The organism is Paracraurococcus lichenis, from assembly GCF_030657435.1.
GTDB lineage: Bacteria > Pseudomonadota > Alphaproteobacteria > Acetobacterales > Acetobacteraceae > Paracraurococcus > Paracraurococcus lichenis.
The window spans coordinates 41,817-65,603 of the sequence record NZ_JAUTWS010000034.1; the positions used below are offsets into that span (position 1 = coordinate 41,817).

Sequence of the window (23,787 nt, forward strand, 5' to 3'; positions counted from 1 at the left end):
GGCTCAGCACTCCGGCTTGCGGACGGGATCGGGGCCGCTGCGGCGGTCGCTGATCTGCATGCCGCCGAGGTTGATGACCCGGTGCTCGTCGGCCATGCGCAGGTCCGGCCGCCAGCGGAAGGTCACCACCGTGGTCCAGGACAGGCACTCGATGGGCCGGCCCGGTTGGGCGAAGACCTTGATGTAGCGCATGCCCCAGACCTGCGTGCCGTCGCGCGCCGCGGCGACCTGCTCGTAGGTCACCCGGTCGGCCACCGAGATCGAGCCGTCGCGGCCCTGCCGGGCGATCGGGCTGTCGGGGTTGGTCTGCTCGACCTCGCGGGCGTGGACCGCCTGCTGCTGCGGCGTCAGGAAGAGCTGGCAGCGGCGCGCGTTGAGCAGGTAGGTCGAGTAGAGATAGGCCTCGCAGTGGTCGAGCACCAGGCGTAGGTGTTGGCGGATGGTGGCATCGGTGAAGCGACCGGATGCCTCCAAGGGCCGCGGCACCTGGGCGAGTTCGCCGGTGCGCGGGTCGCGTTCGATGAAGACCCGCTCCGGCCCGCCGGCGAGCCGGCCGGCCATGATGGTCATGCCGGCCATGCCGAGCACGCCGATCAGGCTGCCGATGCTGCCCACCCAGAGGCCGGTGCGGCGGATGGCGCGGTTCGTCTCAGCGATGGTGCGAGCACGGTCCTGGCCGGCGGCGAGGTGCGCATCGCGCTCGGCCGCTGCTACGGCCTCCGTCGGGCCATGCCGCCCGAGAAATTGCACGCCACTCACCGCAGCACTGTCCGTGCCGGCTTGGGTGGGATGTCGTTCACCGTCTCCGCCCAGCGATCCGGGTTGAGCCGGAAGACCTGACCGTCAGGCCCGGGCAGGGGCTTCGGACCGTCGCTGCAGGCAACCAGACCGAGCAGCGCGACGAGAGCAAGACCGAGGCGCATGGCATGGTCCTCCGTTCATCCGAGCGACTGGCCCGGCGGCATGGAACGTGGCATGGGGTGCGGCACGGACGCGGCCTCGATGGCCGCAGGCCCGGCCTGCTGCTGCAGCGTCAGTTGCGGTGGCGGCGTGCTGGGTGAGCCAGACCCGCCGAGGCTGCCGTAGACGCGGATAAAGGCGGTCTGACCGAAGCCGGTGAACCCGTGCGCCCAGGTGGCAGCGAGGCCAGGCAGCTGCTTGGCGACCCAGGCGAGCAGGCCGAAGACGATGCCGGACAGCAGCAGACGGCCGACATTGGTGATCTCGTTCTGCAGCGTTGCGGCGACTGCGCCCAGAATACGTCGAATGGCGCCAAGCACGATCGCCAACACGACAATGAGCAGGATCTGCAGTAGAACATTGGCGATGGCTGACCGCAGCCAGCCCCAGGCGAGGAAGCGGGTCCACGGGAAGGCGAACAGGCCGACACCGAGCGGCCAGAGACCAACCAGCAGCGCCACCATGACGAACGCGGTCAGCCAGATGAAAAAGGCGACTGCGACGCAGCCGAAGGCGAAGATCCAGTAGAAAACAACCAGCACCGCAAGCGCCCAAGCCTTAAGAGAGAACGTCGGCAGCTTGTTGTAGACGTCAAGTCCAGCCGCCCAAGCTCGGGCAAGGGCATCGTCGAAAAGGTCGGCACCGAGCTGGCGATTTCCAACTGCCCCAAGGACCAACCTGCCGACCTCGTTCGAAATTCCATTGAGGAGCAGATTACGTGCTTGCGGTCCGAGTCCAGCCGCTTCGGTTGCTGCGTAGATTATAACCGAGCCGGAGACCATCATGGCTAGGCTGTCGCCAAGCGGGTTTACCTCGCCACGGAGAGTAGCCCACACCATTTTTCCGACAACGTAGAGTGTGACACCGGAAACCAAAATCGGTCGCATCCAGCCTTGCAAAGCAGCTACGACGGCATCGACTGCTTCGATAATGGGCGGTCCGATTCCCTCGAACAGCATCGCGAAGATAGTTAAATCCATCCTACGTCCTCCCAGGCTGATGAGCTTGGGGCTTCTGCTGTACGGATGGCTGCTGCGGAGCCGGAGGTGAGATCCCTCCGCCACGTGCGCGACGTTCAGCTTCCCTGGCCTGCGCACACCAAAGGCGCTCTGCAATTTCTGCCGATACGCGTTCGCAAGTTGCGAGATGCTCCCGACGCTCTTCGGGGTTATCAAGCCAATATTTGAGAGACGTTGGAGGCGTAAGATCCCCACGGCTGCGGCGAGCTTCGCGCGCGGCCGCGATACCCGCGCCTTCGAAAGCCGCCTTACATCGGTCATCGCGTTCGGCTGGACCGGGATGCTCGCGGCAGAGGTCGAGGATGCGATTGCGCGGGCCGGGGTTGTCCGCGAACCACGTCGCCGATGGCGAGGGCTGCTGGGCCACAGCCGGCACGGCGGCGAGCAGCAGGGCGGTGAGCGTCGTGGTGCGCCGGCTCATTGCAGGTAACCCCTGGCGCGGAGCCGCTGCAGTTCTTCGTCGATACTCTGCTGCAGTCGCTCGGTGCCCTGCTGCTCGCGCATCGCAAGTTGCTGCTGCCCGAAGGTCTGCACGGCAATCGCCTGCACGAGCTGGTTGTTGGATTGTGCGTTAGCTGCGGTGAGCTGGGCGGTCAGTGCCTCGCGCTCGGCCGGTGTGCGGGCGGCTGCGATCTGTACCTGCAGCGCCATGATCTGCGGCGCCCGGTCCGCGGCCGAGGTGTAGAGCTGCATCGCCGCGGCCTGCGTGCCGGCGGCGCCGTTCCGAAAGCGCTCCATGGCCCCGCACAGCCAGGAGCCGTTGTTGCATTGGTAGACGGAGAGGTTCTGGCTGTTGGTCGCGAACAGGTTGCCGATCTGGCCGATCATGCCTTGCGCACCGCCATAGCCGCCCATGAGGGCCTGCAGCGCGTAGGGGTTCACCGGCAGCGGGTTGCTGATGCCGACCGTCTGCAAGGCGCCCACCGCCGAGCCGAGGTCGCGGATGTTGGTGAAGGCTTGGTAGGTGGCGTTGGCCTGGTAGTAGATCGCCTGCAGCTCGCGCAGCTGGTTGGCGTACTCGGCCAGCTGTTTGCCGAAGCGCAGCGCCTCCTGCACCTCCGTCGGGCAGGTGACACAGGAAACCGCGATCTGCGCCCGGGCTTGCCCGTGCGGGAGGAGGCCGAGGGCTGCGCCGACGGCGCCGGCGAGGATCAGGCAGTTCATCGGTAGCTCCGTGAGAAACCCCGCTGTTTAGGGCGGAGAGGGATAGCGGATCGCGCGCAGCGCGATGTATGCGATGGCACCATCGGCACCGTGACTTGCCGCTCTCGGCGGCATGCGAGAGCATCGCTCCCGCGTTCCGCTTGATCGCCATTGGGCGACGGGGCGTGGCTAAAGAGACCGAGTTCCCGCTGTCTGGTCCGCCGCAAGGCGGAGGCCGAAGGGTATCCCAGGCAGTGAATAAGAGCGGACGTGGTAGCCATCGGCTGCTGCTTTCGCTCGGGGTCGAACATGGCCCTCCTGCGGAGGAAATCCCCGTCGTTCACGGCGGGGAAGATGTTAAGACGGCTCCTCCTGGACCTGCCGCTGCTGCTCACGCGCGAGCCGGGCGGCGATGGCTTTGCGACGGCGGTGGAACTCTGCCTGGAAGCGGATCGGGTCGGACCGGTCCTCCTCGGCCATGCTGTCGATGGCCTCGAGGTTGGCCTCCGAGACGGAGAGGATGGCCAGCGCATCGTCGAGGCCGGCCAGCGGCACGCACTGGATGCTGCTGTGGGTGCCCTTACGTAGCAGGAAGGCGCCGGTGCCCTTCTGCAGGCCCATGATCGCGTCGAACTCACCGTCGGTGAGCGAGAGGGCACGGTAGTCCTCGCGGCGAGCCTTGGGGTTGGAGAAATGCATCTGGTTCGGGAACTGCTCGACCAGCGCGGCTCCCAAGCCGGCCCGCACCGGGTCGGCCGGCGATTGCGTGATGAAGACCAGCACGCCGTTCTTGCTGCGGATGGTGCGGCTGATTTTCTCCATGGCCGGCGCGAAGACCGTGCTCTCCATCAGCACGTACCAGCCCTCGTCCACCGTGATCAGCAGCGGCCTGCCGTCGAGCCGTTGCTCGATCCGGAAGAACAGGGTGAACATGGCGGGCCCACGGGCACGCTCGTTGGCCAGCAGCCGGGTGGTATCGAAGCAGTTGATGTCGCGGCTCATGTCGACGCGGTCGACCGGAGCGTCGAGCACCCATCCCAGCTCCTCGCCCCAGCACCACTTACGCAGCCGAGCACCGGCGCCGTCCGGATGGTCGCCGAGAAAGGCCTGCACTTCGCGGATCCACCGGTGCTCGGGGTGATTCTCCATGACGGTGGCGATGCCGAGCTCGAGCCGATACTCCTCCTCTGGCGTGATCTCGCAGGTACCGCCCTGGAGGATACAGCCGCGCAGCAGGGTATTGAGGAACTCGCGGGTGCGTGCCGTGTTGGGCAGCGCCCTCATCGGCGCTAAGGCCGGCTCGCCGTCGCCGAGGATGCTGTAGGACCCGCCCATGGCGAGGGTCAGGGCGTTCCAGCCGCGCTTGTGGTCGAGGCCGATCCAGCCGCCGCCGTTCTCCCAAACCCGGGCGACGGTGCACAGCGCCAGGAAGCCGGTCGTGCCACTCTTGGCCGAGCCGGTCCAGCCGGTGACGAGAGTGTTGCCGACCGCACTGTCGCCGGTGCCGTCGTACCAGTGGTAGTGGTAGGGCGTGCCGCCGGGCGAGACGGTGACCGCGATCGGCTTGCCCCAGCGGCTGAGCCGTGGACCGCGGGCGTAGCCGAGCAGAGGGCAGAAGCCGGCAAAGTTGAGGCTGGTGATGGCGCCGGACCGGGGGTGCAGCTGGTCGTTGCCCGGCAGCATGGACAGCCAGGTGCCCATCAGGGCGCGGCTCTCCCGGGCAACAGTGCAGCCGGTGGCGCCGAGCAGCTGCCAGGCAGCGTTGACCACGTCGGAGAGCGGGTTGCTGTCGGGTCGGCCAATGGCGTCCTGGACCGCGCCGTCGAACACGTCGAGCGCATGGGCTGGCAAGCCGGCGCGGGCCACGGCATCGCGCACCCGGTTCAGGATGCGGTCGTACAGGGCCGAGCCGGTGCCGGCGCGGTCGGCGAAGACGCACAGGGTCATGGCGTGCTCGCCCATGACGAACTCGCCGGATTGCAGCTGGTCGGCCGCGAGGACGAGGCCGGCGATCTGGCTGGCCGCCTTGTCGCCGGCCCAGAGCATCTTGTTCTGCTTGCGGGTGATGATTCCCTGGCCCTCGGCTGGTTCCAGGAAGCGGAAGCTGTGCACGAGCGAGAAGCGGAAGGGCGCGGCGAGCAGCCCGTTCAGGATGCCAGGGTAGGTTCGGGCCGGGTACTCCCGGAAGGTCAGTCCGGCGGCATAGGTGGTGCTGCCGGGACTGCGGAGTTCGAGGTGCTCGTGGTGCAGCACCACGTCCTCGGTCAGCACCACATCGCCGGGGCGGCCGCGGGTCATGCCGACCGGCCGCCAGAGGCCGGTGGCGATCAGCGCCGCGGCCTCCAGCACCTCGTCGAAGACCTGGCGGCCGCCGGGCACCTCTCGCTCGACCAGGCCGAGACGGCGCAGGCCGTAGTCGGCGAGCGAGGCCTGCAGCAGCGTGCAGGCGCGCTCCAGCAGGTCGAGACGCTCCTGGGTGGTCTGCTCGGCCTGCGACATCCCGGGCACGGCCTTGCCGGCGCGGTACTCGAGCGTGATGAACAGCCGGTTCTCGTACAGACGTCGGTCCAGCAAGCGGTCGCGGTAGGCGTGGGTCACGTCCTCGATGAAGGGGATCGTGCAGCGCTGATGTGGCCAGGTGGCTGGGTCGGCGTGGGTGCGGACAAGGGCCACCTTGATGATGAGGTGGCTATCGCGGAGGTTGCGCAGCACGGTGTTGAGGCCGCTGTGGCAGCGCGCGATGGTGAGCGCGTCGGCGGTGTCGCCGTGCACCCCGTCTGCCTCGAAGGCGGCATGGACGTGGCCACCGCGCAATAGGCGGGCGGTCGGGGAGAGGGTGTCCTCGATCGGGATCCAGTGCGCAAGATCGGCGCGGTGCCTAGGCATCGGCGTGGTCCCGAGGCGGGCGGAGCGGCCGGCCGGCCGGCAGGGACCACAGGACGCCGCCGGCCACGGCGGCCTTCGTGTTCATCCAGACCCGCCACTCACGGAAGAAGTTCGGGTTGCGGTTGCTGATGGCGCGCAGCGGCAGGTAGGCGATGGCTCCCAGCAACCAGTAGAGCGGGTGGCCGAGATACATGCCGCCGACACCGGTGCCGAAGACAAGCAGGTACCAGGCCTCCATGGGCAAGCCCATGCGCATCGCCGGTCTGGTGCAGGCGAGGAACAGGGTGTCCCGTTCCAGGCCGGCCATGGCTATTGCGCCTGCATGTAGGAGGTGATCAGGAAGGAGGCGAGCCAGGCCATGAGGCCACTGGCGAAGGCGACGAAGCCGACGCGCGGTGGCAGGAGTTGCGCGGCGGCGGCGAGAAAGCAGCAGATGACGGCGAGGGTGATGAGCGACACGCCCCAGCCGCCGCGGATGAAGGTCAGGACGCCGGTGATGAAGGTCTGCATGGCAGGATCTCCTGCTAGCGGCCGTAGGTCAGCGTCCGCCCCTGGACCGTGCCGCCGAGGGCAAGGGTGAACTTATGGGGCGGGAGCGGATCGGAGGGCGGCGGCACAGCGAGCGCAGGCAAACGTCTTTCGGCATTGGACGCACCGGCGGCGAGCACGCGGGCGACGTACCCGTTGGCAATGCCGCGCCCAGGGTGGCCGGTGTTGTAGGCGCTCAGGCTGGTCAGCAGCCGGGCGCCGGCGGCGAGGTTGCGGCAGGGGTCGAAGGCGTCCTCAACGGTGAGGCCGAGCCAGCCGAGGTTGCGGCTGTTGATCTGCATGAGGCCGAGGTCGACGGAACGGCCCGCGCGAAGCAGTGACCGTGTCTCTGCGACCGCTTCGTCGCGCGTTGCAGGCAGCAGGGTGCCACCGCCCTGGCCGTTGACGCCGATGGCCAGCACATGCAGGCCGCTCTCGGTTCGAGAGATGGCGGCCAGCGTCTCGGGTGCTACGCCGGGTGCACAGACGGCAGCCAGCGCGTGGAAGGCCGCTGCGGTGAGGGCGGCGCTCATCGGAAATCTCTCGGCGGCGGAAAACGTGGTGCGGACGCGTGCTCTCTGGCGCCGCTACGCCTTGGTGTTGTCGCCCGCGGTTGAGTCTCCAGTGTCGTCCGATCCTTCGGAGGATGGATCGGAAGGGGTACGTGGTCGCCATCGCGGGCGGAGCGGGTCGAGGCCGAGAACACGACAGATCTCGGCTTGCTGTCGCAGCCGGCGGTCGTTGGGCTCGTGCAGACAGACTGGACCATGCCAGCCCAGGTCTTCGCGCAGGAACCGCAGCAGGCGGTCGAAGTCACGCCAACTGCGTACGCCACCGCGCCAAGCGGCAAGGCCGACATATCCACGATGCCAGTTGAGCAGCAGGAAAGGCGTGTATTCGATAACGTCTGGCTCGCCAGGTGGCCGCTGCTCGGCCACCAGCACGCCAATAACCCACCCCCCCCGGCGCAGGCCCTCGAGCAGTTCGCCCTCGCGTACTTCGCCCACAGATTCGGCCGCCCCCGCACAGCACGGGGCGGCAGCTTGAACCGGACGGCAGAGTTGGCAATCTGCTGGCAGAGAGCGGACGATACGCCATGCAGGTAATATAGGCACAGAACAGACCGGCACTCTTCTAACGATGCCATCTTGGCACCCGTGCGGCATGCGTTGTGATAGGTAAGAGGCTACGCAAACGATCTCATACCCTGCAACAGGGTCTGGCCGCACAAGTTCGCGACAAGTTGTGCCGACTCTGCATCCTATGCGGGTTCATTCTTGCTTCAGCACACGCTCCCCGTGCGCCCATCCCTTCCCGCCCCGAGCGGTCCTGCGCAGATTACGGAGGTGTTGCCTATCCGGTTTCTTCGCGCATACTGACGCAGGGTCGGCTCGCGTCATGTATTTCGCTTATGCCGCAGTGGCGAGAGCCGACGTGATGCGTTGCCGGCACTGCGTGAACAAACTGGCGAGCAATACAAACACACACATCGAGCTGGCCAGGAGCAATAGAAGGCTCATGCGCCGTGGGAGGCATGCTTAGTGGATACCGACCGCAACCCGGGCGGGGCCATCGTTATTCGACAAGGCCACCTGCACCCTGCAGGACTGCCCGCCAGCGCGCCATCTCGGCTTCGAGCAAGGCGCGATGAGCTGCCGGCGTCGCGCGTTCCTGCGGCTCCGGCGTGGTCGCCAGATCAGCAAGCCGGGCCACAACGCGCTCGTCGCGCAGCGCGGCCTTCAGGGCCAGCGAGAGCCGCTCCACCACTGGTGCCGGTGTGCCACGCGGTGCGTACAACCCATGCCAGATGGTGACTTCCAGCGCGGGCAGCCCGCTTTCCGCGGCGGTCGGCACCTGCGGCAGCACGGGCAGGCGCGCCGAGGTCGTGGCAACAATCGCCTTTACCCGGCCATCCCGGACGTAGGGCAACGCGCTGGTGGTCTGGTCGCAGGTGAGGTCGATACGACCGGCCATGAGCTCCTTCATCGCGGGGGCCGTGCCGCGAAAAGCAATAGCCGTCATTGGAATGCCGGTCTCGACGCGGAGCAGCGTGGCGCAGAGGTGGCTGGCAGAGCCGACGCCGGCATGCGCAAAGTTCACCGCTGCGCCTCGGCCTCGGGCCCAGGCCAGCAGCTCGGACAGGCTGCGGGCTGGCAGGTCCGGCCGGGCAACCAGCACCATCGGCACTGGACTGACCAAACCGATGGTCTCGAAGGCCGTCGCGGGATCATAAGGCAAATTGCGATAGAGAGCCGCAGAGGTTGCTACGCCGATATTGCCGAGCAGGAGGTTGTAGCCGTCGGGGCGCGCCTGTGCGACATGGGCGGCACCGACAGTACCGCCTGCGCCAGTGATGTTCTCCACCGTCACCGGCTGACCGAGGGCGCGCGACATAGGCTCGGCGAGGGTCCGGGCTAGCACGTCGGTTGGGCCACCCGCAGTGAATGGCACGACGAGGGTGATGGGGCGCGCCGGCCAGTCAGGGTCGCCCGCGCCGCCGGTGAGCATCGCTGTCGCGGCCAGGCTTGCGGTCAGCAGGCCCCTTCGGTGCATGGCAGTCCTCCTTAATCCCGGCAGGGCTCCAGGATTATTCGCTCTGACGTGCCGGCGAGCACAGCGCGGTAGGCCGAGAGCGCTTCAGCGAGCCCGAAAACATTCGCCTCCGGCACCGCGAAGGGCTTGAGCTGGCCGCTTTCGAACGCGGGCCGGAGTGTATCAAGCACCACTCCGCAATCGCCGCTGTTCAGGGCGAGCGTGTCCACACCGACATAGCGGTGCCGTGCCCGGTAGAACGCCAGGATGTCGAACCTGACCGTGCGCTCGATCGTGGCGATGAGGACCTGGGTGCCGCCGCGGGCAAGGACACGGTTGGCAGTCTCGAAGTAGGAGCTGCCAACGCTGTTGTAGACGAGGTCGGCGCCGCGCCCGCCTGTCAGCGCCAGAACCTGCTCGGCTACGTCTCCAGCGTCGGCACTGACAACCGTGATTGGCCCGACCGCATGGCCGCGCCCAGTCCGGGCCGCACGTTCCACGCCGATGACTTGCGCACTGGCCATAGCGGCGAGCTGAGTGACGGCCTGCCCGACCTTACCGTTCGAACCGAGAACCAGGACGACCATGCCCGGCCTGACGCCCCCCGCATCGCGTAACCCGATCCAGGCGGTAACGAAGGGCACCCCCACTCCACCCGCCTCACGCAGTGACAGGCCAACTGGCACCTCGCGCAGATGCTCGGCGGCTATCACGAGATATCGCGCATGGGTGCCGTCGCGCGTGATACCGAGATCCCCACCCGTGCCCCAGACGCTTTTGCCGACGAGGTGAGCCGGGCCGTCCACCACTGTGCCGGCGTAGTCGCGGCCAGGCGTACGTGGCCAGACGGCCTGCGGCATGGCGCCGAGCGCGGCCTTGACGTCCGACGGGTTCACCCCGGCAGCGGCGATCTGGACGAGAGCGGCGCCTTTCTGCAGGGCCGGGATGGCGCGGATCTCAACTGGCAGGACGAGATGATCGAGGTCCGCTGCCTGCGCTACGACCCGCAATGCGGCACCGTGGTGGATCATTGGCTGCTGCAGGGCAACGGACATGGCACGGTCTCCGTGCTGCGCGGTTCAGGCGAAGGCAACTGACGGGCCTGGCGGCGCGCGTCCGACAGCCGGGCTTACGCGATCGGCGGGCGGGGAAGGCGGGCGCGCCCCCGGCGTAGGGTGAAGGCGTGGTCTAGCGAGTACCATTCGCCCACGCTGCCGTCCGGGGCCGGGCCGTCATGGTGGACCAGACTGCCAATCAAGGGGCGGGCAACACCGAAGGCGATGTCCCTTTCCAGCAGATCGTCCTCATTCACGAAAACCTGGGTAACGAGCGTTCGGTAGCCCGGTCGGTGGATCAGGAAGTGCAGGTGCGCGGGGCGGAAGGGGTAGCGCCGCTGCGCCCGCAGCAATGCGCCTACCGGGCCGCTGGTCGGTACGGGATAGGCGGCAGGACGGACCGAGACGAAGCGGAAGCCACCCTCGGCATCCGTCTCGAACCGGCCTCGCAGGTTCATCTCGGCTTGGCCGCTATCCTCATGCTCGTACAATCCAGCCGGCGAGGCGTGCCACACATCGACGCGGGCACCGGCGACAGGCCGGCCGTCCGGCTCCCGCACGACACCACGGACAAAGAGCTTCGGACCCCGGGTCGGGCTGCGTAGAAGCGAGCCGCCATCCTGTGTCACCGGCGAGTGGTCACGCCAGAATGCGCCGAGCAGTGCGGCGGCGGGTTCGGTCGCGCCGTGCCGCCTGTCGCTCAGCAGGCAGGCCAAGGTGGAGACGCCGATCACGTCGGCGAACAGCACCATCTCGTTGTGCCGATCGGTACAGGCGCGGCCAACCGCGCCCAGGAAATCGAGGCCCTGTTCGAACTCCTGCTCGGTGGGCTGGACCTCTCGGATGAAAGCGTGGGCATGACGCACCAGTGCGTCCATGATCTGGTGCAGCCTCGGGTCCGGCGTGTCGGCCATGGCTAGCCGGACAGCGGCGGTGACGTCCTCCTGCCCGTCGAGGATCATGCGCGGCCTCCTGCTGCGCCTTTGCAACCGTTTGCTGCACCGGATGGTTGTGGCGGCGCACAAGCGAGAGCAAGGAAAATCGACCTCACAGCGCCGCGACTTTCCCTGCCTGCGGGCAAGTGCCTACAAAGCATTGCATGACGCGTGGCCTAGTTCAGTGCTCTCGGCGTCTCCCCAAGGGCCCGGCGCCCGCCAGGCCCGCCCCGCCCACGCTACGTCAAGTGGCCGAAGCCGCCGGCGTGCATGTCTCAACTGCCTCACGCGCCCTCAAGCCGGACACACGCCACCTCGTCGCCGATGCGGTCGTGGCTCGCGTGTTGGCCGAGGCCAAGCGCCTCGGCTATCACCCCGATGCCACTGCCGCGGCGCTCCGCACAGGCCGCTCGCGCCTGATCGGCGCCTTGGTGCCGGGCATTGCCAACCCGGTCTTCGCGCCGATACTGGCGGGCGCGGAGGCGGTCCTGGCTGCGCATGGCTATGCACTGCTCGTTGCGGACCCTGGCGACGATCCGGCGCGCGCCCTGGCGCTCGCCGACAGCATGGGTTCCAGGCGCGTGGACGGGCTACTCCTGGCGACCGCGACCGAACGCGACGACCCGGTCGTGACGCACTGCCTGGCGCGCGGAACACCCGTCGTGCTCATCAACCGCACAGAGGCGGCGGCGCGGGTGCCGGCCGTTGTGCCCGACGATGCCGGCGGCCTGCGGCTTGCTGTCGAGCACCTGGTCGCGCTCGGCCACCGTCGCATCGGGCATGTCGGCGGCCCGATCGGCCTCACCACTGGAACACGACGCCGCCTGGGCTTCGTTGGCGTCATGGTGGAGCATGGGCTCGATGCTTCTGCAGTCGAATCTTCAATGGCGTACACGCGCGAAGCCGGTGCTGTCGCATCAGCGCGCCTGCTTGCCCGCCGACCGGACCTGACCGCGCTCGCCTGCGCCAACGACCTGCTCGCCCTTGGCGCCTACGACACTCTCGCCGGGTTGAGTCGGACGGTGCCTCGGGACGTCTCTGTGACAGGGCACAACGATATGCCGCTTGTTGACATGGTCGCGCCGCCGCTCACCACGGTGCGCATCGGCCATGCCGAGATGGGGCAGGAGGGAGCACGGCTGCTGTTGCGCGCCATCGAGGATCGCACCGCAATACCGCCCGGCTGCACGACACTACTCCGACCCGAGATCGTGGTGCGTGCCTCGACCGCACCCCCTTCCGCGACAGACCCTGCCTGAGGTTCTGCAGCCTCGATCTAACCGTGCGCCGCTTCCTCGATTTATCGTCGGCAACCCACAGGTGCCGGCCTGGACTCTACGGCCACCCTTTTGGACTCTGCGGCCGCGACTCCAGGTTATTCCTTGGACTCTGGGGCCGTATTGCAAATAGAGAATTCAAAATACCTTTCGAATAGCTCCCGGCCGTAGAGTCCAGGTTGCGCCTTGGGGTGGATCTGGTTGATGTGACGCTATGGGACAGGTCCACCAGCTGATACTCACCCAGGGCATCGAGGCTGCTCGGGCGCAAGCCATGGACAAAGCCGAGCGCATGGCGGTGGATGCTGCGTTCGGAGTTCTCAGCGACGAGAAGGGGCGGATCGGCATCACCCATGCCGGGTTCGCCATGGCGGCGCTGCCACACAAAAAGACCCTTGAGACGATCTGGAAGAAGGATGCCGGGCCGGTCCGGCTGCTGGTGGAGAGCGGAAACGACGCCGAGGGTAACCCGGTTGGCATTCCCTATGGCTCTATCGCCCGCATGATCCTGCTCTACTTGCAGACCCAGGCGGTACGCACCCGCTCGCGCGAGGTCGAGCTCGGGGCTTCAATGAACGCTTGGCTGAACGCTATGGACATCCCGGCCGGCGGCAAGACCTATCAGATCGTGCGGGAGCAGAGCCGCCGGATCAGCCGCTGTCGCCTGACCTTCTTTCGGCGCACCGACACCGTCGAGATGGTGACCAACGGCGCGTTCGTGCGGGACGCCATACTGCCTTTGGACTCTACGGCCGCCCAGCTTCCCCTGTGGCAGGACCGGGTCCGCCTCGACGAAGGGTTCTATCAGTCGCTGATCGACCACCCGCTCCCGCTGCGGGAAGAAGCGGTGCGGCAGATTTCCAACCGGTCCATGGCGATCGACTTCTATGTCTGGCTCGCCTACCGCCTGCATGCGCTGGATCGACCCGTGCCGATCTCCTGGGCGGCCCTGAAGAGCCAGTTCGGCCAGTCCTACGCCGTGGCCCGCAAGTTCCGCCGCGACGCGACGGCTAACCTAGTCCTGGCGCTGGCGGTCTATCCCGAGGCCAAGTTGGTGATCGACGACAAGGACGGGCTGATCCTCTACCCGTCGCCGCCGCCGGTGGCGGAGCGTCGATTGGCCACCGCCTGATATTTGGACTCTACGGCCGCCCGCCCCCTTTGTGGGACACTCTTAGTGAACGCCCGGATCTGCATCCGCAAGGCGACCGCTGGCAAATGGTCGGCAGCGCGGGCGGGGTCGTGGTCTTGTTCGTGGTGCACACCGACCCTGTCAAGCACGAGGTCGGCCACATCATCAGCGTGCGGAAGGCAACGCCACACAAGCGGAGCGCGTATGAATAAGGGACTTCCTGGGATGCCTGCGGAGCTCTCCCCAGAGCTCCTGGCGAGCTTCGGGCAGCCGCCGATGTCGCGCGTCAATCTGGCCCTGTGCGTATTGCCGTCCCAGCGCCATGCCACACCTGCTGCTCGCGTCCTGCGGCAAATGGAATTAAGTCAGGGTGACTTCGTCAACAGGTTGATGAGCGGATGCCCCAGGGCTGGAGTTTCGCGATCCTATGCGGCCTTTGGAGCAGTTGCGCCGGCGGGTAGAGGAGCAGATGCTGGGGCAGTGCCGTCTTCCCATTCACGGAGGGCGAGGAGGCGCAAAGCCTCGCGGACGACATCGCCATCGTCGAGATATCGGCCCGAGGCGACAGCCTCTTCAATGAAGGCATTGAGCCGCTCGGTGAGCTTAACGGTCCTGGTTTGCACGGTAAGTCTCCAGGGCGGGACGAAACTGAGTGTCACATTGTGCCATGAAGCAAAGTCGATTCGACAACTGGGGTGAAACAAGAACATGCTGATAGGCGCATTATGGTGCGGGCACGAAAGAAGTTTGGAGAATTTGTTTAGTAATCACAGCAGATATCGAGCGCGCTTTGTGCGCGGCGCCGCGAAGATGGCTTGTTTATCCAGCACGCATTGCGAAGCCGGCGGCGATGCTACAGGTTAACATCTGTTAAACTGCAACCCGAAACATCTCCCACAATGACCAGCAACCGATATAGGGTGTGCTGACGGGCACGCGGAGACCGGGCAGCGGCCCGACGCGGTCGGGCCGTAGCGCCGGCTCCGTATTTTCCCGGGGTCGCTCCTGTCCAGGTCCGAGCACTAGAATGGCCTCGTCCCTCGGCTCCAGAAGAGAGCCTCGCCACGCGCAGGGCGTGGCGGCGCCCGGATCCGGTCGATCCCCTCCGGTACCGCGCGTCGCACTCTCCTGCCATCTGGCGGCCGTCTCCGGATCGGGTAGGCGCAGGCCCGTGCGGCTTGCCCGGCGGGGTACGGTCGGCGCGGCAAGGGCCAGCATCGTCGAAAGCCACCACCGACCGCAGCTGGGCACTCACGGCCCGGCCACGCGTCGCACAGGACCTCCAGCCATGGCCGTGTTCCCCAGGACGAAGCACCGGTCGCCACCCAAGCCGCAGACGCTGCACGCGCCCGGCCTGCTGCCCAGCCTGCCCGCGGGCGCCAGGTTCGGCTTCCATCTCGCGCGGCCGCTTGATGCAGGTCATCCCGATCCGGTCCGCACCCCAACGGACTACTCGCCCTCCCGCTTCAGCGGACTCACCGCCGTCACCACCCTGGCGGAGGCGACGGCGCGGCAGGAGCAGCCGAACCCGGTGATCTCCCGGCTGGCACAGGAACTCGCCCGGGTCAGCGAGATCACCCGGCTACGCGCAGAGGGCAATGCGGAGATGGCCGGCCGGGCGACGACGCTGGACAGCCGGGAGTCCTGGGCCGTGACTTGGCGGCGGTGGGCCATCGCGGATCTAGGCGATGCCGCCGAGGCTTCGAAGCGCGCCTATGTGATCCATCGCGGCGAGGTCTATCCGCATCGCCTCTTCCTCGACCGGGCGGGGCGGCAACTGCTCGCCGTGCAGCCGCGGGAGCCACGCTCCAGCCTACGCTACACCAGGCTGCAGGAGGGCATGACGCTCGAGGAGCTCTACGGTCCCTTCGCCCGCCTCTCCGACTCGCCGCGCGGGTGACGCTGCGGCGGTGACGCGCCGCTCAGGGGCCGAGCCCGGCCGCGAGCGCGACGCGCACCGCCTCCGCGAAGGCACGGCAGCCGAGCTTTTGCATGATCGAGGCGCGATAGGTCTCGACGGTGCGCGGGCTGATCCCGAGCCCGTGGGCGACGAGCTTGTTCGGCTCCCCGGCGACGAGCCGCTGCAGCACCTGCCGCTCGCGCGGCGTGAGGCCGGCGACGCGCGCGCCTGCCTCCGCCGCGGCCGGATCGGCGGGTGCCTGGCGCGACGCAGCCTCGACGATGGCCGCCAGCAGCCGCTCGGCGGCGAAGGGCTTCTCGATGAAGTCCACCGCACCGGCGCGCATAGCGCGCACGGCCAGCGGCACGTCGCCATGGCCGGTGATCACCACCACCGGCACCGGCTCGCCGCGACGGTGCAACGCCTCCACGAGCGCCACGCCGTCTATCCCCTCGCCGAGCCGCACATCCGCCACCACGCAGGCTGTCCCGGGCGGCAGGCCGGCCGCCAGCAGCGCCTCGGCGCTGGCATGGCCGAGGCAGCGTCGCCCGGCGGTCGAGAGCAGGAACTCGATGGAGGCGCGCAACTCTGCGTCGTCGTCCACGACGACGACCAGGTCCGGCAGCCCGGTCATGCCGCGTCCTCCCTCGCCGGCTGCGCGAGGCCGCCAGCCCGCGCCAAGGTGAAAGCGAAGGCCGTGCCGCCGCCGGGCGCGGCCTGCGCGGCGATGCGGCCGCCATGCGCCTCGACGATGGTGCGGCAGATCGACAGCCCGATCCCCATCCCGCCCTCCTTGGCCGACCGGAAGGCTTCGAAAGGCCGGGCCGCGACCGCCGGCGGCAGGCCGGGCCCGGTATCGGCCACCACTACCTCGACCGCCGCGGCTCCCTCTGGCCGCACCGTGACCGAGATGGCCCGTTGCCGGCCCGGCGGCAGGTCGCGCATTGCCTCCACCGCGTTGCGCACCAGGTTCACCACCACCTGCTGCACCTGCACGCGGTCCATGGCGGCCTCGCCGGCGCCGGGGTCGACCGCGAAATCCAGCGGCTCCAGCCCCGCCTCCGGCATGGCGTGCAGCACCATGTCCACGGCCTCGCGCACCACCTCGGCTACCGGCGCCGGGCTTCGCTGCGCCTCGCCGCCGCCGAGGAAGTCGCGCAGCCGGCGCAGGATCGCCCCGGCCCGCAGGACCTGCGCCCCCGCCCGCTCCAGCGCCGGCAGGGCCTGGGGCGGCAGGCCCTCGGCGGCGCCGAGCAGCCGCACCGCCCCGGCGAGGTAGTTGCTGGCGGCGCCGAGCGGCTGGTTCAGCTCATGCGCGATCCCGCTCGCCATGGCGCCGACCGTCGCCCGCCGCGCCAGTTGCTGCAGCTCGCGCTCAGTCGCGCGCAGGCGCGCCTCGCTCTCGCGCCGCGCGGTTTCGGCCCGGCGGGCCGGCGTGACGTCGCGGACGATGCCCAGCATGCGCAGCGCGCGGCGGCCCTCCGGCGCATCCGGATCCGGCGCGAAATCGGTGCGGCCGGTGGCGGCGAGCCAGCGGAGGCCGCCATCCGGCAGGATGATGCGGTACTCGCACTGCACCGTGTCGTCCGGGTCGCCCGGGTCGCCCGCCCGGCCAAGCTCCGCCAGGATCGCCGGCCGGTCCTCCTCCGGTACCAGGGCTAGCCAGGCGGCAAGGGTCGTTGCCACTCCGGGCGGCAGGCCGTGCAGCCGCCGGCAGCGCTCGTCCCAGTCGAGGACCTCGCCCGCGCCGCCCAGCTCCCGGCTCCAGGTGCCGAGTTCGGCGGCATCGAGCGCCAGCCGCAGCCGGCGCCGTACGCGCAGGCGTTCGGTGATGTCCTGCGCCAGCCCGATGACGCCGATCGGCGCCGGCGCGCCGGGCACGCGCCAAGGCGCGCTTGTCATGAGAAAGAGCCGCGGCGGCCCGCCGGCCGGATCGGGGCAGACCGCCTCGGCGGTGACGCTGCGGCCGAGCTGCAGCACCTCGCGGTCCGCCGCTGCAAGGCCAGCCGCCGCCGGCCCGAGCGCGGCATCGGTGCGACCCAGCACCTGCTCGAGCGGGCGGCCGAGCATCAGCGCCACTGCCTCGTTGGCCAGGAGGTAGCGGCCCTCCAGGTCTTTGGCGAAGACCGCATCCGCCGTGCCATCGAGTACGAAGCGCAGCAGCGCGCCCTCTCGCCCGGCCCAGTCGGCCTGCTCCCGCAGGGCCGTGCCGGCGGCTACCAGCGCATCGGCCAGGGCCTCGAACTCGGCAACGCGGAAAGCGCCCGGGGCGGGCCGCGCCGCCGGCCCCGGTAGCGGACCACCCCCGGCCAGGGCGGCCGCCTGCGCCAGCAGGCCCGGCAGGGGCCGCAGCAGGCGCCGCGCGATCATCGCCGCGGTGCCGCCGGTCAGCGCCAGGGCTCCCATCGCCAGCGCGACGGCCGGCGGGCCCGCGTCGCGGGCCTGCCACAGCAGGACCAGCAGCAGGCCCAGCGCCGGCAGTGGCCATGCGATGCCGAGGAGGAGAAGCTGCGTGCGCAGGCGTAGCGCAGAACGGGCAGGGTCGGGCGGGACGCTCAAGAGGCCTCCGGCAGGGACATGCGGCGCGGTGGCGCGAGAGGCGCCAGGGCTGCACACCCGCCTTCCCCGTTTGTGGACAGGTCGGTCCGGGTCAGAGCCTGGTCATCGAGAGGAGCCGCCCGCGCCGAGCCGAGTGGCGCAACTGCAGCACCGCCCCGATGGTCCCGGCCAGCTCCATGAGCAGGCCGCGCTGCTCCGCGTCCAGCGCTCGCGGCACCCGGTCCACCATGCAGAGCGTTCCGCGCGGGCGCCCATCCGGCCGCCGCAGCGGCAGGCCGGCGAGGAAACGCATGCCGCGCTCGCTCGCGACCAGCGGGCTGTCGGCAAAGCGCGGGTCCTGCGCGGCGTCCTCCACCACCAGCAGCCCATCCGCCGCGAACACTGCCTCGGCGCAGAAAGCCTGCTCGCGCTCCGGCCCGAAGGAGGTCGGGGCCTGCCGCGACCAGCCATGCCCGGGCTCCGCGAGGGAGAGGAAGGCAACCGGGCAATCCGCGATCCGGGCGGCGAGGTCGACCAGGCGGTCCAGCACCAGCTCGCTCCGGCCATCGAGCGCGCGATAGGAGCGCAGGGCGGCGAGGCCAGGCATCTCCGCGAAGCCCGGCGGCCCGCCCTGGCGGGGTGGGGACGGCGCGCCGGCGTCGATCAGGCCCGCCATGCCCGCTCAGCCCTGCGGCTGGAAAAGCGCCAGGAGGCCGCTGGTCGCGCCCGTATTGGCGGCCGCCGTGTCGCGGGCGACGAAGCGGTTGAGCAGCGCGCCCAGCTTCTTGCTGTCCTTGAAGTCGGCGATGTTCAGCTTCGACTTCAGGATCTCCACCTGCCGGTCCACGTCGACCTTGACGAAATTGTCGGGCAGCCCGAGCGCGCCGCGCACCACGCGCGACAGGTTGCTGTCGGCGATGACGCTGTACCAGTTGCTCACCTGCGGCAACTGGCGCTGGGCATAGAGCGCGGCGCGCAGCGTGTCGGAACCGGTGCCGACCGCGGCCTCGAACCGCGCCTGGGTGTAGCGCTGGGCGATGGCATCCAGGATGGAGGCATTGCCCACGTTCGGGCCGCCCTGCGCTGGCGTCGCCGGGCGGCCGACACTGGTCGCACCCAGCGCCGCCTTGGCCGAGCCGCTGGTGTCGAAGGTGAAGCCCTTGGCAGCGCCGCGGCCCTTGGCGTCGGTGAGGACGAGTTGCGTGCCGAAGACCTTGACCGAGATGTCGCTGCGGCCGCCATCGGCGCGGCGGAAGGCATCCTGCAGCTTGCCCGCCAGCGCGGCGGTCGTCGTTGCGTCCCGCAGCGACAGATCCTTCACGGCGATGCCGCCGAAGGTGCCGCTGAAGGTCTTGACCAGGTCCTGGCCGCCAAGCCCCTCGACGGTGACGGTCGCCTCCGAGGGCGTAGCCGGGATCGCCGGGATCGTGAGGCCGCCATAGTTCAGCGCCCTGGCCAGCGTCATGTAGCGCGGGTCGGTCATCCGCGCGGCGAAGGAGGCGGTGTCGCTCGGGTCGCTCTCCAGCACCTTCCTCACCAGGGCGGTCATGCCGATCTGGCTGTCCAGGCCAAAGGCCTGCAGCACGATCCGCTGCAGCCGCGGATCCGCAAGCATGTCCTTGGCCGTCGCCTTGGTCGGCAGCTTCTGCTTCAGGTAGTCGATATCGGCTTTGACCTGCGGGTCGTTGGTCAGGGCCTTAAAGTCGGTGGCCTTGCGGGTCGAGAGGATGGACCAGCCCGCCATGCCGTCCGGCAGGCCGAGGCCGACGCTGTCGATGCCCATCGCCGTGCTCCCTCTCCCCGCCCCGGGCTACTGCAGCAGCGCGCCGGTCACACGCGGCCCGCGCGACCCGGTATCCTCGCCGGCGGCCTGGGTCGTGCGGCGGAAGCGCTCCGGCGCCGGGATGCCGAGGACCGCGGCCTCGTACAGCACCAGGTCGCGCAGCGCGCTCAGCGCGCGGTAGACATTGCTGGCGGCGATATGCTTCTCCGCCTCGTCCAGCAGCGCCAGATGCTCCGGCTTGATGAAGGCGGTGCGCAGCCGGGCAATCTGCGCCTGGAAGGGCGCGCTGGAGGCGAGGTCGAGCCGCAGGCCGAGGGCAACGTTCTGCGCGGCGAAATAGGCGGTGCGCACCGGCGTCAGCGGCTCCTGCGCCGAGAGGATGTCGCGCTCGCGCAGCACCTGCGCCTCGGTCTCCACCAGCAATTGCGCGCGACGGTCGCCATTGGTCAGCACGGCACCGTTGATGAAGAGGCGCTCGCCCGCGGCGAGCTTGACGACGAGGGACATCAGGTCTTGCCTTCGGGCTGCATCTGCGTAACGGGCTTCAGGCCCTGCATGATGGTGCGGTTGATATCGATCAGCGCCTGCGGCGCCTTCGTGCCGCGCAGGACGCGGTCGCTTTCCGCCATGACCCAGGCGGCGAGGGAGATCAGGCGCGCCTTGCCGGCATCGTCCCAGGCATTCTCCGCATGCGCCAGGTCCGTGGCGAAGGCGGTCCAGAGCATGCGGTTGTCGTGCACCGCCGTGGGCAGCGCGGCGGGACCGGCGCCCTCGGCCGTCGCGGCCTCGAGCAGGGCGGTGGTGCGGGCCAGGACTCGGTATTCGATGTCACGCGGCGTCTCGGTCTCTCGGATGACCGAGCCATAGGCCGCCCCAGCGCCCCGGGGCCGGGAGGGAAAAGCGGACGGGTCAGCAGGCTCCACGTAGGTTCTCCGGAGACGGGGCGGGGGTCGGACCTCGGCCGGGCCAGCCTGCCGCTGGGGGAGCCGGGGGTGAGGCAGGCGGCAGGCGATGTCCGGCCGAGATCCGAGGGGGGTGGAGGGGGCGCGCGGGGCGCCCCCTCCGGCTCATCAGCCGCGGAAGAGCGAGAGGATGCTCTGCGGCGCCTGGTTGGCGATGGAGAGCGCCTGCGTGCCGAGCTGCTGCTGGGTCTGCAGCGCGGTGAGGCGGGCGGCCTCCTCGGACATGTCGGCATCCACCAGGGCGCCGACGCCGGTCGTCAGGGTATCCGCCAGCTTGCCGATGAAGTCCTTCTGCGTGTCAACCCGGACCTGGGCCGCACCGAAGGCCGCACCGGCCGAGAGGACCGCGGTTTCCGCCGTCTTGAGGACGGACAGCAGCCCGGCATAGGAAGTGTCCGAGACGACCGTCTGGTTGTTGGTCGTCATCGGGTTCGCGGAGGCATGCGTCACGCCGGTGAGGTCATTGGTGTAGGTGGAGCTGAAGGTCACCGCCGAGCTCGCGCGAGTGCCGTCGACGTAAAGCTTCTCCGCCGTCACGTCGCCTCGCACCGCGGCGACGCTCGCGCCCGCCGCGGTGTTGATCGCCTTCGCCAGGGCCCGCAGCGTTTCCGCCTTGGTCTGGGTGGCGCCGACCGTCACCTGCGCCGTCTTCGTCGCGCCGCCCTGGGTGAAGCTGAACTTCAGGACGTCACCGGCCACTTGGGTGTTGGAGAAGTCGAACTCCACCTGCGATGTCGTGGTGCCACTGTTGCCGCCCGTGTTGCCGCTGATCGCGGCGAAGGCGACGGTACCGGTCTTAGTGATGCCGGCGGTCGACACGCCACCGCGCACGTCGACGCCGAGCGGGGCGTTCTTGCTGTCGATCACCAGCGCGGTGGTGGCGCCGGAGCCGCCGTTCGAGGCGATGCTGCCGTAGCCCAGGGTGTTGATGTAGGTCGCCAGGTCGGTGATGAGCGCATCGCCACCGGCGGCAGAGGCCGCGTAGTCGCCCAGCGCCGCACCACCGCGGGCGGAGCCGGCGACCAGCGTGTCGACGCTGACGGTGTAGGACTTGTCGGCGCCGTTCACGTTCAGGGCGAAGGTCAGCGTGTCGCCCGTCACCGCCGCGGCGGTCAGCGCCGCCAGGGTGGTGTAGGTGTACTTCTGGGCGACAGCACCGGAGGCGCCGAGCGAACCGCCCTGCGTCTTCAGCGCGGTCGCGCCGTCGAACGCGATGGCGTCCTTGCCCTTGCTCGCATCCACCACCAGGTTGCCGGCCGCGTCGAGCGAGGCGATGCTGTTGCCCACGCCCGCCTTGGCGTTGATGGCGTTCATCACGCCGGTCATCACCGTGTCGTAGCTGGTGGTGCCGGACGGGACGGTGTAGCTGGCGGCGACGTCGCTGCCGTTGATGTTGAAGCTGAAGTCATACACGGTCGAGGCCGTCGGCGTGCCGGTCGGCTTTGCATACATGTACTTCGGCGCCTGCGGGGCCAGGTTGGTCGCAGTGCCCAGGGTAATGGCGGTGCCGCTGTCGATGCCGATGGCCAGGGCACTAGCGCCGTTGAAGGCGATGGTGTCGGTCCCCTTAGTGTTGTCCACCACGAGGCGGCCCATGGTGTCGAGGCTGGCGATCTGATTGCTGGTGCCGGCCGTGGTGTTGATCGCGTCGCGGATGCCCGCCATCACCGTCGCCACGTCATCCACGTTGCTCATGTTGAGCGTCGCGGCGGTGCTGTTGGTGAAGGTCGCGGTCTTGTTGGCGCCGTTCAGCGTGAAGCTGAAAGTGAGGGAGTCGCCGACCTCGAGCTGGCTGCCCGCGGAGGTGGAGGTCGCCGTCGGGGCGCTGTAGGCCCACTTGTTCACCACGCCGGCAACCGAGAAGCCCTGCAGGACATTGAGCGAGCCGCCCGTGCCCATCGTCAGGTTCTGCGCACCGACCGTGATGTAGGCCGGGGTCTGGGCGCCGCCGTTGCTGTTCACCGAGGCGAGCAGCTTGGTGTCGCCGCTGGTGCTACCGTTCAGCAGGTTGACGCCCTTGAAGGAGGAGCTGTCAACAATGCTCTTGATCTGGCCGAGATAGGCGTCGATCGAGGCCTGGACCGTCTTCGCGCTCTTCACGCCGTCCTGGACGGAGGTGACGGCCTCGCGGATCTTGGAGATCAGGTCCGCCACGTTCTGCGTGCCGGTCGCGGCGGTGGTGACGACGCCCGAGGAGACCGAGAGGACCTCGTTCACCTGCTTCAGGTTGGCGATGTCGGCGCGCATGGAGGTGGCGACCGACCAGGTCGCCGCGTTGTCCTTCGCGGTGGCGACCTTCAGGCCGGTGGAGATGCGGTTCTGCGTCTCCTGCAGGTTCTTCTGGGTCATCTGCAGCGACTGCAGAGCGACCATGGCGCCGTTGTTGGTCAGAATCGAAGAAGGCACGGAAAGCTCCCTTTCGCGGGATGGTTGCGGGAGCGCCTTCTGACGCGAGGGGTGCGGCCAGCGCCGTCGCCGGCTGCCTTATCGTTCTAATCGAGGATCCTATGTTTTCGCAACGGCGGTCTGCCCTCTGATAGAGCATTTTCGCATAATCTGGCAGCCCGGCCGGGACGGAAGCCGGCCACCCCGCCTCAGGCCAGGCGGTCCACCCGCGCCGCCAGGCTGTGCCGTGGCGGCCGGCGCAGCCTCGTCTGCAGCGCATAGACGCCCGGATCGGTCGCCGCCGCCAGCTCCCGCCGCAGCCGCGTCTCCATGGTCCCGATCGCGCCGGCGACCGCGCCCAGCACCAGCGCATTCTCCTCCGCCGCCGCCAGCAGGGCGCGGGTCGCTGCCTCGGCCTCCGGGCCCTGCGGCGTGCCGGCCGCCGCCAGCAGGGCGAAGGCCTCGCGCTTCTCCTCGGCCAGGACGATCAGCTCCGGCAGGGCGGCCCGGCGCGCCGCCACGGTCTCCCGCCGCAGTAGCTCGGTGAGCCAGCGGGCCGTCTCGACCGCGTCGCTCATGGTTTCTTCGCCCGTGTGCCCTGGCTGCGCCGGATGGCCTCGGTGATCGGCTTCTCGAGGCCGAGGCCGCCGCGGGCGGCGAGGGCCGCGCCGAGCGCCTCGTCCATGACGTAGTCGAAGTCGCTCGAGCCGAGCCCGCCGCCAAGCGCGCCCTCGCGCCGCGGCGGGCGGGCC

At 69.1% G+C, this 23,787-nt stretch carries 24 protein-coding genes; 3 read left to right on the top strand and 21 right to left on the bottom strand.

Going from position 1 to position 23,787, the window contains the following annotated elements; translation table 11 throughout:
* Window positions 1-3 precede the first annotated feature (3 nt).
* From Q7A36_RS25750 to Q7A36_RS25805, 12 genes are all read right to left on the bottom strand, one after another.
* Complete coding sequence (locus Q7A36_RS25750; RefSeq protein ID WP_305106631.1) at window positions 4-750, bottom strand: VirB8/TrbF family protein; 747 nt, start codon at window positions 748-750, stop codon at window positions 4-6.
* A 5-nt stretch (window positions 751-755) separates the two neighbouring features.
* Entirely contained in the window at window positions 756-923 is a 168-nt protein-coding gene (locus Q7A36_RS25755) for a hypothetical protein (RefSeq protein WP_305106632.1), read from the bottom strand.
* Window positions 924-938: 15 nt separating this feature from the next.
* On the bottom strand, window positions 939-1,940 hold the full coding sequence (locus tag Q7A36_RS25760; RefSeq protein WP_305106633.1) for a type IV secretion system protein: 1,002 nt from the start codon (window positions 1,938-1,940) through the stop codon (window positions 939-941).
* A gap of 456 nt (window positions 1,941-2,396) precedes the next feature.
* Window positions 2,397-3,143, bottom strand: coding sequence for a type IV secretion system protein (locus Q7A36_RS25765; RefSeq protein ID WP_305106634.1), 747 nt, complete (start codon window positions 3,141-3,143; stop codon window positions 2,397-2,399).
* A gap of 336 nt (window positions 3,144-3,479) precedes the next feature.
* Window positions 3,480-6,008: a VirB4 family type IV secretion/conjugal transfer ATPase gene (locus Q7A36_RS25770; RefSeq protein WP_305106635.1), complete on the bottom strand. Its 2,529-nt coding sequence runs from the start codon at window positions 6,006-6,008 to the stop codon at window positions 3,480-3,482.
* Window positions 6,001-6,315: a type IV secretion system protein VirB3 gene (locus Q7A36_RS25775; protein ID WP_305106636.1), complete on the bottom strand. Its 315-nt coding sequence runs from the start codon at window positions 6,313-6,315 to the stop codon at window positions 6,001-6,003. The genes Q7A36_RS25770 and Q7A36_RS25775 overlap by 8 nt, the downstream gene beginning before the upstream one ends.
* Window positions 6,316-6,317: 2 nt before the next feature.
* Window positions 6,318-6,518, bottom strand: a complete 201-nt coding sequence (locus tag Q7A36_RS25780) for a hypothetical protein (protein ID WP_305106637.1) — start codon at window positions 6,516-6,518, stop codon at window positions 6,318-6,320.
* Between the two features lie 14 nt (window positions 6,519-6,532).
* Window positions 6,533-7,069: a lytic transglycosylase domain-containing protein gene (locus Q7A36_RS25785; protein WP_305106638.1), complete on the bottom strand. Its 537-nt coding sequence runs from the start codon at window positions 7,067-7,069 to the stop codon at window positions 6,533-6,535.
* A gap of 54 nt (window positions 7,070-7,123) precedes the next feature.
* Window positions 7,124-7,543, bottom strand: coding sequence for a hypothetical protein (locus tag Q7A36_RS25790; RefSeq protein WP_305106639.1), 420 nt, complete (start codon window positions 7,541-7,543; stop codon window positions 7,124-7,126).
* A 568-nt stretch (window positions 7,544-8,111) separates the two neighbouring features.
* Window positions 8,112-9,089: a tripartite tricarboxylate transporter substrate-binding protein gene (locus tag Q7A36_RS25795; RefSeq protein ID WP_305106640.1), complete on the bottom strand. Its 978-nt coding sequence runs from the start codon at window positions 9,087-9,089 to the stop codon at window positions 8,112-8,114.
* Between the two features lie 11 nt (window positions 9,090-9,100).
* Window positions 9,101-10,123, bottom strand: coding sequence for a quinone oxidoreductase family protein (locus tag Q7A36_RS25800; RefSeq protein WP_305106641.1), 1,023 nt, complete (start codon window positions 10,121-10,123; stop codon window positions 9,101-9,103).
* A gap of 74 nt (window positions 10,124-10,197) precedes the next feature.
* Complete coding sequence (locus tag Q7A36_RS25805; protein ID WP_305106642.1) at window positions 10,198-11,085, bottom strand: dioxygenase family protein; 888 nt, start codon at window positions 11,083-11,085, stop codon at window positions 10,198-10,200.
* 221 nt (window positions 11,086-11,306) lie between these two features.
* On the opposite strand from Q7A36_RS25805, the gene Q7A36_RS25810 reads away from it, so the two are divergent.
* Entirely contained in the window at window positions 11,307-12,317 is a 1,011-nt protein-coding gene (locus tag Q7A36_RS25810) for a LacI family DNA-binding transcriptional regulator (protein WP_305106643.1), read from the top strand.
* A 232-nt stretch (window positions 12,318-12,549) separates the two neighbouring features.
* A complete protein-coding gene (locus Q7A36_RS25815) occupies window positions 12,550-13,467 on the top strand; it encodes a replication protein RepA (RefSeq protein WP_305106644.1) in 918 nt (305 codons plus the stop codon).
* A 425-nt stretch (window positions 13,468-13,892) separates the two neighbouring features.
* Here Q7A36_RS25815 and Q7A36_RS41645 read toward each other — a convergent pair whose 3' ends face one another.
* Window positions 13,893-14,177, bottom strand: a complete 285-nt coding sequence (locus tag Q7A36_RS41645; RefSeq protein WP_370655709.1) for a ribbon-helix-helix domain-containing protein — start codon at window positions 14,175-14,177, stop codon at window positions 13,893-13,895.
* Between the two features lie 578 nt (window positions 14,178-14,755).
* Here Q7A36_RS41645 and Q7A36_RS25820 point away from each other — a divergent pair.
* Window positions 14,756-15,367 carry a hypothetical protein gene (locus Q7A36_RS25820; RefSeq protein ID WP_305106645.1) on the top strand — a complete coding sequence of 204 codons (612 nt, stop codon included), beginning with the start codon at window positions 14,756-14,758 and terminating at the stop codon, window positions 15,365-15,367.
* A gap of 22 nt (window positions 15,368-15,389) precedes the next feature.
* Here Q7A36_RS25820 and Q7A36_RS25825 read toward each other — a convergent pair whose 3' ends face one another.
* The 8 genes from Q7A36_RS25825 to Q7A36_RS25860 all read right to left on the bottom strand — a co-directional run bounded on the left by Q7A36_RS25825 (window position 15,390) and on the right by Q7A36_RS25860 (window position 23,613).
* A complete protein-coding gene (locus Q7A36_RS25825) occupies window positions 15,390-16,001 on the bottom strand; it encodes a response regulator transcription factor (RefSeq protein ID WP_305106646.1) in 612 nt (203 codons plus the stop codon).
* Complete coding sequence (locus Q7A36_RS25830; protein WP_305106647.1) at window positions 15,998-17,926, bottom strand: PAS domain-containing sensor histidine kinase; 1,929 nt, start codon at window positions 17,924-17,926, stop codon at window positions 15,998-16,000. The genes Q7A36_RS25825 and Q7A36_RS25830 overlap by 4 nt, the downstream gene beginning before the upstream one ends.
* A 91-nt stretch (window positions 17,927-18,017) precedes the next feature.
* Window positions 18,018-18,581 carry a GAF domain-containing protein gene (locus Q7A36_RS25835; protein WP_305106648.1) on the bottom strand — a complete coding sequence of 188 codons (564 nt, stop codon included), beginning with the start codon at window positions 18,579-18,581 and terminating at the stop codon, window positions 18,018-18,020.
* A gap of 6 nt (window positions 18,582-18,587) precedes the next feature.
* Entirely contained in the window at window positions 18,588-19,688 is a 1,101-nt protein-coding gene (locus Q7A36_RS25840; protein WP_305106649.1) for a DUF1217 domain-containing protein, read from the bottom strand.
* Window positions 19,689-19,715: 27 nt separating this feature from the next.
* Window positions 19,716-20,195, bottom strand: a complete 480-nt coding sequence (locus Q7A36_RS25845; protein ID WP_305106650.1) for a flagellar biosynthesis repressor FlbT — start codon at window positions 20,193-20,195, stop codon at window positions 19,716-19,718.
* The gene (gene flaF, locus Q7A36_RS25850) at window positions 20,195-20,611 is read right to left on the bottom strand and encodes a flagellar biosynthesis regulator FlaF (protein ID WP_305106651.1); all 417 of its coding nucleotides are present in this window, start codon (window positions 20,609-20,611) and stop codon (window positions 20,195-20,197) included. Before flaF ends, Q7A36_RS25845 begins: the two co-directional genes overlap by 1 nt.
* A 147-nt stretch (window positions 20,612-20,758) precedes the next feature.
* Window positions 20,759-23,056 (bottom strand): flagellin, encoded by a 2,298-nt coding sequence (locus tag Q7A36_RS25855; RefSeq protein ID WP_305106652.1) that lies wholly within the window; start codon window positions 23,054-23,056, stop codon window positions 20,759-20,761.
* 188 nt (window positions 23,057-23,244) lie between these two features.
* A complete protein-coding gene (locus tag Q7A36_RS25860) occupies window positions 23,245-23,613 on the bottom strand; it encodes a hypothetical protein (protein WP_305106653.1) in 369 nt (122 codons plus the stop codon).
* Between the last annotated feature and the right edge of the window lie 174 nt (window positions 23,614-23,787).